This is a genomic window from Mycobacterium sp. RTGN6 (genome assembly GCF_033804605.1).
Taxonomy (GTDB): domain Bacteria; phylum Actinomycetota; class Actinomycetes; order Mycobacteriales; family Mycobacteriaceae; genus Mycobacterium.
In genome coordinates this window covers 55,359-66,772 of record NZ_JAPZKZ010000006.1, presented here as the reverse complement: position 1 = coordinate 66,772, position 11,414 = coordinate 55,359, and the positions used below count along the sequence as shown (strand labels likewise).

At 68.5% G+C, this 11,414-nt stretch carries 11 protein-coding genes and 2 pseudogenes; 5 read left to right on the top strand and 8 right to left on the bottom strand.

Translation table 11 applies throughout. From position 1 onward, the window contains the following. Positions 1-47: 47 nt before the first annotated feature. Positions 48-1,037, top strand: a complete 990-nt coding sequence (locus tag SLQ33_RS15775; protein ID WP_319454809.1) for a 2-hydroxyacid dehydrogenase — start codon at positions 48-50, stop codon at positions 1,035-1,037. Between the two features lie 249 nt (positions 1,038-1,286). Here SLQ33_RS15775 and SLQ33_RS15770 read toward each other — a convergent pair whose 3' ends face one another. Further along, complete coding sequence (locus SLQ33_RS15770; protein WP_319454808.1) at positions 1,287-1,919, bottom strand: TetR/AcrR family transcriptional regulator; 633 nt, start codon at positions 1,917-1,919, stop codon at positions 1,287-1,289. 61 nt (positions 1,920-1,980) lie between these two features. Between SLQ33_RS15770 and SLQ33_RS15765 the strand changes: the two genes are divergently transcribed. Continuing rightward, positions 1,981-2,802, top strand: coding sequence for an SDR family oxidoreductase (locus SLQ33_RS15765; protein ID WP_319454807.1), 822 nt, complete (start codon positions 1,981-1,983; stop codon positions 2,800-2,802). After that, positions 2,799-3,671, top strand: a complete 873-nt coding sequence (locus SLQ33_RS15760) for a hypothetical protein (RefSeq protein WP_319454806.1) — start codon at positions 2,799-2,801, stop codon at positions 3,669-3,671. The genes SLQ33_RS15765 and SLQ33_RS15760 overlap by 4 nt, the downstream gene beginning before the upstream one ends. An 8-nt stretch (positions 3,672-3,679) precedes the next feature. On the opposite strand, the gene SLQ33_RS15755 is transcribed toward SLQ33_RS15760, so the two are convergent. The 4 genes from SLQ33_RS15755 to SLQ33_RS15740 are packed head-to-tail and all read right to left on the bottom strand — an operon-like array spanning position 3,680 to position 8,548. After that, positions 3,680-4,606 (bottom strand): LysR substrate-binding domain-containing protein, encoded by a 927-nt coding sequence (locus SLQ33_RS15755; protein ID WP_319454805.1) that lies wholly within the window; start codon positions 4,604-4,606, stop codon positions 3,680-3,682. Positions 4,607-4,663: 57 nt separating this feature from the next. Further along, positions 4,664-5,929 carry a glucarate dehydratase family protein gene (locus tag SLQ33_RS15750; protein WP_319454804.1) on the bottom strand — a complete coding sequence of 422 codons (1,266 nt, stop codon included), beginning with the start codon at positions 5,927-5,929 and terminating at the stop codon, positions 4,664-4,666. A gap of 31 nt (positions 5,930-5,960) precedes the next feature. Continuing rightward, complete coding sequence (locus SLQ33_RS15745; RefSeq protein ID WP_319455152.1) at positions 5,961-6,926, bottom strand: 5-dehydro-4-deoxyglucarate dehydratase; 966 nt, start codon at positions 6,924-6,926, stop codon at positions 5,961-5,963. After that, entirely contained in the window at positions 6,923-8,548 is a 1,626-nt protein-coding gene (locus SLQ33_RS15740) for an aldehyde dehydrogenase (NADP(+)) (protein ID WP_413653752.1), read from the bottom strand. Before SLQ33_RS15740 ends, SLQ33_RS15745 begins: the two co-directional genes overlap by 4 nt. 224 nt (positions 8,549-8,772) lie before the next feature. Between SLQ33_RS15740 and SLQ33_RS15735 the strand changes: the two genes are divergently transcribed. Further along, positions 8,773-8,922, top strand: coding sequence for a hypothetical protein (locus SLQ33_RS15735; protein WP_319454802.1), 150 nt, complete (start codon positions 8,773-8,775; stop codon positions 8,920-8,922). 14 nt (positions 8,923-8,936) lie between these two features. Here SLQ33_RS15735 and tnpB read toward each other — a convergent pair whose 3' ends face one another. Next, positions 8,937-10,316: an IS607 family element RNA-guided endonuclease TnpB gene (gene tnpB / locus SLQ33_RS15730; RefSeq protein WP_319454801.1), complete on the bottom strand. Its 1,380-nt coding sequence runs from the start codon at positions 10,314-10,316 to the stop codon at positions 8,937-8,939. Positions 10,317-10,326: 10 nt separating this feature from the next. Then, positions 10,327-10,599: pseudogene (locus SLQ33_RS15725) on the bottom strand (recombinase family protein); the annotation flags it as partial. Between the two features lie 64 nt (positions 10,600-10,663). Here SLQ33_RS15725 and SLQ33_RS15720 point away from each other — a divergent pair. Next, positions 10,664-10,924: pseudogene (locus tag SLQ33_RS15720) on the top strand (class I SAM-dependent methyltransferase); the annotation flags it as partial. On the opposite strand, the gene SLQ33_RS15715 reads toward SLQ33_RS15720, so the two are convergent. Further along, positions 10,921-11,316: a hypothetical protein gene (locus tag SLQ33_RS15715; protein ID WP_319454799.1), complete on the bottom strand. Its 396-nt coding sequence runs from the start codon at positions 11,314-11,316 to the stop codon at positions 10,921-10,923. The pseudogene SLQ33_RS15720 and the gene SLQ33_RS15715 overlap by 4 nt on opposite strands. Positions 11,317-11,414: the final 98 nt, after the last annotated feature.

The window sequence follows — 11,414 nt, the reverse complement described above, 5'->3', positions numbered from 1 at the left end:
TCGGAGTTGGACGGGTATTCGCAGGTCGTCGTAGCGTGGTGCTCATCATGAGTACCGAACACGACACCCCGCAGGCTCGATCCGTCCTGCAAGTCGGGCCGCTCAAGCCGTCCCTGTCGCAGACCCTGATGGCCGAATACGGGGCCAGCGTGCTGCCCGACGAACCCGCCGCGCGCGACGCGTTCCTGTCGTCTCACGGCCGGGAGGTCGGCGTGGTGGTGACGTCGGGTCGAACGGGGGTGGACGCCGCATTGATGGCGGCACTGCCGAACCTCGGCGCCGTCGTGAACTTCGGAGTCGGATACGACACCACCGACGTGGACGCCGCCGCGGCGCGCGGGATCGGCGTCAGCAATACCCCCGACGTCCTGACCGACTGCGTGGCCGACACGGCCGTCGGGTTGACGATCGACGTGATGCGGCAGTTCTCCGCCGCGGATCGGTACGTGCGGGCGGGCCGTTGGCCTGCCGAGGGCAACTACCCGCTGACTCGGCAGGTGAGCAACACCCGCGTCGGGATCATCGGACTCGGCCGGATCGGAGGCGCTATTGCGCTGCGCCTCAAGGCTTTCGGTTGCACGATCTCGTACCACAATCGGCGTCCGGTCGACGGCTCGCCGTACGAGTACGTGTCGTCGCCGGTGGAGTTGGCGGAGCGCGTCGACGTGCTGGTCGTGGCCGCCGCCGGCGGCGCAGGCACGCAACGGCTCGTCGATCGCGACGTCATCGCGGCGCTCGGCGCGGAGGGGTTTCTGGTCAACATCGCGCGCGGCAGCGTCGTCGACGAGGTCGCGTTGGTGGAGGCACTCGAAGCGGGCCTGCTGGCCGGGGCCGGACTCGACGTGTTCGCCGACGAGCCGAACGTGCCCGAGGCGCTGTTGACGATGGACAACGTCGTGGTGCTACCGCACGTCGCGAGCGGCACCGTCGAGACGCGCGCGGCGATGGAGGACCTCACGCTGCGCAACCTCGACCGCTTTCTGCGTACCGGGGACCTGGTCACCCCGGTGCCGATGCCCGTTTCGACGTCCGGCTAGGGCGTCAGCTCACCTGACGTTGCAGCCGCTGGCCATGTTGTGGCAGTGCCCGCTCTGGCAGGTACCGCAGTTGCAACCGCACGCGACGTGCGCCTGTGGCGCGGGGCGCGGCGGCGGCTGCTGGATGTAGACGTCCCTGTCGCGGTCTTGTCGGTGTCGTCCCATGTCAACTCCCTAGAACACTGTCCATCCGACGCTAGCCCTGCATTCTTGCCACACAAGCGCTTTCGCCGTGTTCGTCGATGCGGATCAGCGGCCGCCGAAGAGCAGTTCGGTCAGCGCACGTTCGGCCAGCTCCTGCGGATCGTCGGTGATGCCGACGTGGGCAAAGTCGCTCCCGATGGCGAGCGTCGCGATTCCGTGGATCAATGACCACACCGGACCTGCGATCTCGCGCGGATCGCCGGCGGGCAGGAGGTTCGCCCGCTGACAGGCAGCGATGGCGCCCAGTAGGTCGTCGAAGGCGCGCTCACCCGCGATGAGCAGCTCGGGGTTGTGTACCTTGTCGAGCTCGGCGCCGAACATCACCTGGTAGTAGTCGGGGTGGGTGACCGCCCAGCGCACGTACGCCCGGCCCATGTCGAGCGTCTGCCGGACCAGGTCGGACTTCTCAGCGGCGACGGCGTCGAGCGCGTCGTGAAGCTGGATGAAGCCGGCAGTGGCGACCGCAGCCACCAGCTGAGCCTTGTCCGAGAAGTGGCGGTACGGCGCAGCGGGACTGACTCCGGCGCGCCTGGCGACCTCTCTGAGCGTGAAGCCCTTGGGCCCCTTCTCCGCGACCAGACCCAACGCCGCCTCGGTGAGCGCCCGCTTCAGATCGCCGTGGTGATAGGTGTTCCGCTGCTCGTCCGAGCGCTCGGGAAGCTTCTCTCGACGAACCATGTTATCGATGTTAACATCAACTTATGTGAACGTCGTCAACATCAATCAGGAGGGTTCGAACATGTCGAAGAAACAGGAAGCCGGCTGGGCCGTAGTGACCGGCGCGAGCTCGGGCCTTGGCGCATTGTTCGCCGAGAAGCTCGCCGCGCGCGGTGTGCCACTGGTGCTGGCCGGACGAGACGAAGTGCGCCTGACGGAGGTCCAGCGGCGGGTTCGGCAGCTGGCTCCTGGCGTCGACGTCGAGGTGGTCGTCGGCGACCTCGGCAGTGCGACTGGGGTGGACGCCCTCGTCGGCGTGCTCGGCGGGCGCACGGTCGACGTCCTGGTCAACAATGCGGGCTTCGGCACCTACGGCCCGCTGCAGGAGATCGACCCGGCCAGGGACCGCGACCTGATCGCCGTCAACGTCGACGCGTTGGTGCGTCTCACGCACGCGGTGCTGCCGGGAATGCTGGCCCGCGGCCATGGGCGGATTCTGAACGTCGCTTCGACCATCGCGTTTCAGCCCGGGCCGTACCAGGCCACCTACGGGGCATCCAAGGCGTTCGTCCTGTCGTTCAGTCAGGCGTTGTGGGCCGAGACGCGAGGCACGGGCGTCACCGTGACCGCGCTGTGCCCAGGTGCCACGCGCACCGGGTTCGTCGACGCACTGGAGGCGGACGTGTCGCAGACCGCGATCTACCAGCGACTCGCCGCACCCGAACCCGTTGTGGCCGCAGGACTTCGAGCGATGGACCGCGGCCGGCCGATCGTCGTGCCGGGACTGCGGAACCGGTTGCTGGCCACCGGCTCACGGCTCAGCCCCGGGTGGGTCGGTGCGCTCATCAGTGGCCGGATGCTGCGCCCCGCCCGAGCGCCTCGATCCGTCGCCGCAACGAAATGACCACCGGCAGCGTGGCGGACGTGGCCGGGCGCATGGTCGCCGAGGTGCGCGACGACCCCGCGGCTCGGATCCGACTTGCCGCCGACACCTACGCGTTTGGCCGCCGACGGTATCGGCCCTACCGGAAGGCAGTGGTCGCCTTCATGCGATGGCAGCAGGCGCGTGGGGTGCTCAACGCGATGGACGCCGACGCGCCCGGCAGCCCGTGGTGGCGCGCGGTCAACGAGGACCTGCTGCGCGACGCGGTCGAAGCGAAACTCCTCGTCCAGCGCGGCGGCGGGAGTCCATCGCGACCGACGGTCGGACGCTGGGTCGCGTTCTTCGAATCGCCGTCCGCACGGTCCTGGTACGGCGCACACAACGCGAGCGTCGTGGCCGGCTACCTGGCGCACTCGGCACTGGCCGCGCTCGAGTCGCCCGTCGAGCGCTTCTTCATGAACGTCGTCCTGATGCGGGTGTTGTACGCCCACGCGCTGGTGCTCGACGGCGCCCTCGCGCTGGGGCGGTTGTCGTTCCTCGCCCGGCTGATCGGTCATCCCAGGGCGCGCGGCCCACAGGCGTTGCTTTCGCTGAAACACGTACTGCCCGATCGCTATCCGATCGTCGGCCTTGGCGTGGCCGACGTCATCGAGCTCGAGAGCAAGATGGGCCGACTGATCGACCACGGGGTGATCCGCGCCAGGATCGACGACCTCTACACCTCGTCCGCGCGGGCGCTGAGCGAGCCACTGCTGGCCGACTTGATCCGGTATGGCGAGCCGGCCTACGCATGGCCGGTGAGTCAACAGAGCGTGTGGAGGCCACGGCGTCGGGGTTGGTTGACGCCGCTGCTCGAGTTCGCGACCCGTCCGGCACCTGCCGTCGCGTGACTTGCCCGCTAACCGACGACGTCCTCGACCAACTCGTCCGTCGTCCATTCACGTTGCGGCAGGACGTCTCTCAACAAGCGAAGCAACGCGGGGTTCGAGCTGTCGCCGCGCCACACCGCGTCGAGCTCCACCGGACGCTCCCGGAAGGCCCCGATCGAACGGAACACGACGCCGTCGGGATGAAGCGTCGCCGCCGACGCGGGCACCAGTGCCAGTCCGATCCCCGACCGGACGAGCACCAGCATGGTGTGCACCTGCGTGACGTACTGCACGTAGCGCGGTGTCGCGCCCGCGATGGTGAACGTGCTGATCAACAACTCGTTGAAGTACCTGGCCTGCACCGGCGAGTACATGATGACGTCCTGGCCGTCGAGGTCGCCCAGCGTCAGCTGCCGAGTGAGCCCTGCCAGCGGATGGTCCTGCGGAAGCGCGGCGATGAGCTGTTCGTGCAGCAGCGGCCGGGACACCAGGCCGGGCCGGTTCAGGGGCGGGCGCGCCATGCCGAGGTCCAGTTCGCCCGTCATCAGCCCTTCGATCTGCACGGCCGTGACCATCTCGCGCAGTTCGAGCTTGACGTCGGGCAGCTTCTCGCGCGCCCGCTCCAACAGGCGGGGCAGCACCGCGTGGGCCGACGCTGCCGTGAAACCGACGACGACGGTGCCGAGATCCCCTGCGGGGATGCGCTTCACGGTCTGCGCCGCCCCCTCGGCGAGCTGCAGGATGCGGCGGGCGTCGGGCAAGAAGGCCACCCCGGCCGGGGTCAGCATCACCGTGCGCGTGGTGCGATCGATGAGTTGCACGCCGAGTTCGCCCTCGAGCTGCTGTATCTGCCGACTGAGCGGCGGCTGAGTCATGTGGAGCCGTTCGGCGGCCCGTCCGAAGTGCAGTTCCTCAGCGACGGCGACGAAGCACGACAGCCTGGCCAAGGAAAACACCGATGCACTCCCAGTATGAGTCGGCGCGTCCGTCGCACCGATGGTGCATGAGTGTAGCTACCAGCGTGGGCTGACGGCCTCGAAATCCGGGTTGATGCCCTTCATGTAACCGGTGTCGTCCCGGTCGCGTAGTCCGCACTTGACGTACTGCTCGTGCAGCGCCGCGAGCGCGTCGTCGTCGAGCTCGATGCCGAGCCCGGGCGTCGTCGGGACGGCGACCGAACCGTCCCGGAACTCGAGCACGCCTGGTTTGACGACGTCTTCGGTCTTCCACGGCCAGTGCGTGTCGCAGGCGTAGGTGAGGTTCGGGGTGGCGCCCGCGAGGTGCACCATTGCGGCCAGGCTGATGCCCAGGTGGGAGTTCGAGTGCATCGACAGGCCGAGCCCGAATGTATCGCAGATGCCGGCCAGCAACCGCGAGCGCTGAAGGCCGCCCCAGTAGTGGTGGTCGGAAAGCACAACGCGCACCGACTGTTTGGCGACAGCGGGCGCCAGCTGATCGAACGCGACGACGCACATGTTCGTGGCCAACGGCATCGGTGACTGCGAAGCGACCTCGGCCATGCCCTCGAGGCCGGGAGTCGGATCTTCGAGGTACTCGAGGATCCCCGCGAGTCCGGAGGCCACCTTGATCGACGTCTGTGGCGTCCAGGCGGCGTTGGGGTCCAGCCGCAGCGGGTGGCTGGGAAACGCGTCGTGCAGCGCCTCGATGGCCTTCATCTCCTCGTCGGGCGGGAACACGCCGCCCTTGAGTTTGATTGCGGTGAAACCGTATTCGCCGATCATGCGCTGAGCCTGGGCGACTATGCCTGCCGGATCGAGGGCCTCCCCCCACGGATCGGCCTCACGGCCGGGATGGGCGGCCCACTTGTAGAACAGGTACGCGCTGAACGGCACGGACTCGCGGACGAGTCCGCCGAGCAGATCCGACACCGGACGGCCGGTGGCACGGCCCTGTACGTCGAGGCAGGCCACCTCGAACGGCGAGAGCACCTGGTCGACGGCACTCGCCGAGGTGATCATTCCGGCGGTACCCACGGCGGCGTCGTCACCGCGAAGCCGGTCGGCGATCGCCGCGCGGATCGCGTTGAGCGCGAACACGTCCAGCCCGGTGATCGCGTCGGCGGCGGATTGCAGTCGGCCCAGGTGCCGGGCGTCGGCGTAGGTCTCTCCGAGCCCCACCAGCCCCGCATCGGTGTCGAGTTGGATGATCGCCCGCAGCGCGAACGGCTGGTGCACGCCGACGGTGTTCAGCAGTGGCGGGTCGACGAACGCGACGGGCGTGATCCGCGCCCCCGTGATGCGAATCCGGCTGGCGCCCATCAGGATCCTCTGTTCTTCGCGCAAGCGCTCATCACCGCACGGCTGCCAGTTCGTCGGCGATCACCGCACGGCCCGCCGCCAAGATCTGCGCGAGTTCGGCGAGATCCTCCGGCGACGGCATGATCAGAGGCGCCCGGACCGGGCCTGCGTCGATGCCCTCCATCGTTACGCCGGCCTTGATCAGCGACACGGCGTAGCCGGGCACGGTGTCGCGCAGCCTCACCAGCGGGTGGAAGAACTCGCGCAGCAGCGCCGCGGTGGTGGCTTCGTCGTTGCGTTCCAATGCTTCGTAGAACGCCAGCGCCAGTTCGGGAGCGAACGCGAAGGTGGCCGACGAGTACAGCGTGACGCCGATGGCCCGATACGCCTGCTGGGACACCTCGGCGGTGGGCAGCCCGTTGAAGAACTGGAACGGCTTACCCGACGGCACCAGGGCATCCGTGACGGCCCGCACGATCCGGGCGACCCGGTCGATGTCACCCGTGCCGTCCTTGAACCCCACGACGTTGGGGAACTGCGCCACCTCGACGGCCGATGCTTCGGTGTAGCGGGCGTTCGCACGGTTGTACACGATCAGCGGAAGGTCGGTGGCGTCGGCGACCTCACGGGTGTAGTCGACCAGCCCCTGCTGAGGCATCGTGACGAGGTAGGGCGGAAGCAGCAGCAACCCGTCGGCGCCGGATTGCGCCGCCACCCTGGCGAAGACCTTGGCTTGCGCGACGGACCCACCCGCCCCTGCGTAGACCGGTACCCGGCCGCCGGTCGCCTCGACGGCGGTCGCGACGATCTCGCCGAACTCACCGGCCTCCAGCGCGTGGAATTCGCCTGTGCCACAAGCGACGAACACTCCACCGGGTCCGGCGTCGACGCCGTTGGCGACGTGCTCGACCAGCTTGGCCAGGTCGACGTCGCCCGACTCGGTGAACGGGGTGACGGGGAAGAACAGTACGCCGTCAAGCATGTCGTGGAGCTCCTCGCTGGGTTGGGTGAGAGTCAGTCTTTGGTGAGTTGGCCGTCGATGCGACGCCAGAGCCCGTCGGGGTTGCCGTCGGCAATCACGCTGGGCAGCAATGCCTTCGGCACGTCCTGGTAGGCCACCGGCCGAAGGAAGCGCTCGATGGCGCGTGCTCCGACGGAGGTGGTGCGCGAGTCCGACGTCGCCGGATGGGGTCCGCCGTGGACCATCGCATACCCGACCTCGACGCCGGTGGGCCAGCCGTCGAACAGGATGCGCCCGGCCTTGGTCTCGAGAGTCGGCAGCAGCCGGGCCGCCTCGGGGTAGTCGGACTCGTCGGCGTGGACGGTCGCCGTCAACTGCCCTTCCAAAGCGGCTGCCACGACGTTCATCTCGTCGGCGTCGGCGCATCGGACCACCAGGCTCGACGCCCCGAACACCTCGGCCTGCAACACTTCCGAGCTCCGGAAGGATGCGGCGTCGGTGCTGAACAACGCGGCGCGGCAGGCCGTGGCATTGTCGCCGGCGTCGCCGCGGACGAGCAGATCGGCCTCGGCACTCAGCGCGCCGACACCAGCGGCATAACTCTCGGCGATCGTCGGGGTCAGCATCGGGGTGGCCGCCGACCCGGCCAGCGCATCGCGCGCCGCGGTGACGAACGCGTCGAGGCCGGGGCCGTCGACGGCGATGACCAGTCCGGGGTTGGTGCAGAACTGGCCCGAACCCATCACGAGTGAGGCGACGAATGCGCGTCCGAGGTCGGCGCCCCGCGTCGTAAGCGCTCCGTCGAGCAGGAACACCGGGTTGATCGAGCTCATCTCCGCGTACACCGGGATCGGCTCCGGCCGGGCTGCGGCGGCCGCGACGAGCGCCGTTCCGCCGGACCGGGATCCGGTGAACCCGACGGCCTTGATTCGTGGGTCGGTGACGAGTGCGGTGCCAAGCCCAGGACCCGAACCGAAGAGCAGTGAGAACGTCCCGGCGGGAAGCCCTTGGGCGGCCACGGCGTCGGCGATGGCGTGGGCGACCAGCTCCGACGTGCCCGGATGGGCATCGTGCGCCTTGACCACGACGGGGCAGCCGGCGGCCAGGGCCGATGCGGTGTCGCCTCCGGCCACAGAGAACGCCAGCGGGAAGTTGCTCGCGCCGAACACGGCGACGGGTCCCAGCGGGACGGCGCGCTGGCGAATATCGGCTCGCGGCAAGGGAGTTCGATCGGGCTGGGCGGGGTCGATGCGCGCACCCGTCCAACTACCCTCGCGCAGCACGGCCGCGAAGAGCCTGAGTTGACCGGTGGTACGGCCAACCTCACCGGTGATGCGGCCCTCGGGCAGACCCGTCTCTGCGACCGCGCGGGCGATGATGGTGGCGGCGCGGGCTTCGATGTTGGCGGCGACGGCTTCGAGGAACTGGGCGCGCTGCTCGGAGGTGGTCGACCGGTAGGCGGCGAACGCGGCGGCCGCTGCGGCACATGCCGCCTCGACGTGTGAGGCGTCGCCGTGGCGGTAGGCGGGCTCCAAGACGACGCCCGCGGCGGGGTCGAAGCCACGAATCTGCTCACCCGTGCCCGAGACGGGAACTCCGGCGATGATCATCTGCCCGGTCAGCTGGCTGGAATCGGGGATCGTTGCTGTCACCTGGCCAACGCTATGGCCCCAATCCATACGTGTCCAAGACCGATTTTCCGGTCATTGATAGCGAAAGTGAATTAGTCGACGACCTTGCACGTGCCGAAGGTTTGGTTAGCCTAAGTTCAAGCCGCCGTCTTCCTCGACAACCCGGTACACCGGGCGTACGCGAAACCGTCCGACGTCGTCGACGCCATCGGCCTCAAGGGCGACGAGCACGCCCTGGAACTCGGACCCGGCCCGGGTTTTACAGCACCGAGTTGGTCCGCCGGCTGACGACCGGTCGGCTCGAGCCGTTCGACGTGCAACCCGAGATGCTCGAGAAGGCGCGTCGCAACCTCGAACGCGCTGGCTACGTCGACGTCGGCTTCCACGCAGGTGAAGCGGGCGCCCCGTTCCGTTGCGAGTGAGTGATCTTTAGTGGTCACGCGACTCGCACCCCATCTCGGGGTTGGTCGGCAGCCGTGCGGCTGCGTCCCTTCCGCGCTTCATCGCCACCTGCCGGGCGTGGCCCGGTCTTACGGTCGGCTCCACGCTTGACGGCGGCCCCGACTGGGCCGACGACGCTAGATGTTTCCTCGTAGCGTGCGAGATTCACGGCGGCGTTGTCATCACGCTGGTGCGTGATCGAACAGGCCTCGCATTGCCAATGTTCGGCCCATCCGATGTCCTGCACATGGCCGCAGCCATGGCAGGTTTTCGACGACGGAAACCACCGGTCGGCCACCACCAGTGCCGATCCGTACCAGCCTGTCTTGTACGACAGGTGCCGGCGCGGGGTACCTAGGGCGGCATCGGACAGCCCGCGCCGACGTGCGCGCGCACCCGGAAGGCCGTTTTGCCGCAACATCCCCGCCACGTCCAAACCTTCAACAACGATCCGGCCGTGAGTTTGAGCCAACCGCGTCGTCAGGACATGCACATGGTGGGTACGGACATCGTTGACCCGGCGATGCAGCCGGGACATCTGTGTGGTGCGCTCACGGTAACGCCGTGAGCCCTTCGTGCAGCGCGACCGCGCCCTGCAGACGTGCCGCAACTCGCGCAAAGCTGCATCAAGCGGGCGTGGATTGGGCACTTGTTCAAGCACCGTGCCGTCAGCGTCAGCAACGGTGGCCAGACGACGCACACCCACATCGACACCCACCCGTGAATCAGGAAGGGCCACCCGCGGCTGTTGGGGGCGTTCGACGAGCACTCGCACGCTCGCGTCCAGCCGGGTACCGTTGCGCCGCACGCTGATTGCCAGCACCCGCGCCCGGCCTTTCGCAATGAGCCGCTCAATCCGGCGGGTGTTCTCATGTGTGCGGACGGTGCCGATGACCGGCAGTGTGAGGTGCCGTCGGTCGGGCTCGACCCGCATCGCGCCGGTCGTGAACGACACCCGATCGGCGTCGTGTCCCTTCTTCTTGAAGCGGGGGAAACCCATCGGTTTGCCGTCACGTAGGCCGGATCGGGAGGTCTGCCAGTTCCAGTACGCGTCGACCGCGCCGTCGATGCCATCGGCGTAGGCCTCTTTCGAACATTCCGGCCACCACACGACACCGGTCTCAGCGTTGACGCACACGTCGTCCTTGACGCTGTTCCAGCGTTTGCGCAGCACCCGCAGCGACGGTTTCGCTGCCGCGAGACCGGTTGCGTGCCACGCCTCGATGTCGGCCTTCAGGGTGGCCACGGTCCAGTTGTATGCCTTGCGACGAGCACCGAAATGCCGCGCCAACGCGCGGGCCTGGTCCTCGGTCGGATCCAGCGTGAACCGGAACGCCTGCACCGTGCAGCCCTCAGGAATCTCGAACTTCGCCACCTCAGGCCGCCTCGGTCACGACCTTGTCGACCGGGATCTGCTGGTCCGTGGCCCACGCGGTCACCCGCGCCACCTGCCGATCCAGATCGGCTTTCTGGCCCGCTGACGACACCCGCGCGTACTCCGCCGTCCGCCCGTGCCGGGCCGTCTCGGCCGCCGCATCGTTGACGAGGATCGGCCGACCTACTCGTCGGGCCGGAACCGGCAACAGCCCAGCGTGATACCAGCGATACGCCGTCACCAGCGCAACACCGTTGCGCTCAGCCCTCACCGCCAAATTCATGCTCTCGTTCCTACAGCACACCCCCGACAACTACCGACCACTCAACCCGCAACAGCTGGCAACCCCCTTCGCCGACGCCACCTTCGACGTGGCGTTCCTCGCCGAGGTCATCGGGGAGGTGCCGGACCAGCCGGCCTGCCTGAACTCACTCGCCCGAGTCATCAAACCGGGCGGGGTCCTAGTGTTCGAGGAGTCCTTCCCCGATCCCGACCGGCTGACGGTGACGGAGCTGCGGGAGCTCGCCGAACCCGCGGGCTTCGCGTTCCTCGAAGCGCGGGGAGGCCGCTGGCGTGACGTCGTGCGGTTCGAGCGTCGCGCCGACTAAGCCGACGCCCGACCCCGCACGGCCAGCCGGTTCAGCACGTCGCGGCCCACTCCGCGGAGGTCCTGCCGCGGGCCAACCGGGATCAGCGTGACGCCGTCCGCGACGCCAGCCAGCTCGATGTCGGCCACTAGGCCGGTGAGCCCGTCGACGGTGCCCGTGTACCGCACCGTCTGCTCGTCGTCCGCGGCCAGCGTCGCGCGGGCGGTGCGAAAGTCGCCGGGCACGGCCACCGCGATGTCGAGGATGACGGCCACGTCGTGCTCGGCCCTGATGCGCGCCGCACCTCGTTGGGCGCGCTGGAGATCGGGTGCCGCAAGGCGAACTGCGCGGCGGCCCCCCGTCGTCAGCTCGGTCCAGTCGTCCTTCGCCTCGCCCGCCACGAACAGTCGCACGCCGCGACGGTAGGTCGCCCAACGCGGTTCGTCGACGGTTGCAATCAGCCCGAGTCCAGCGGAATGGGCGAATGTGACCTCAATCCGCGTGCGGCGCG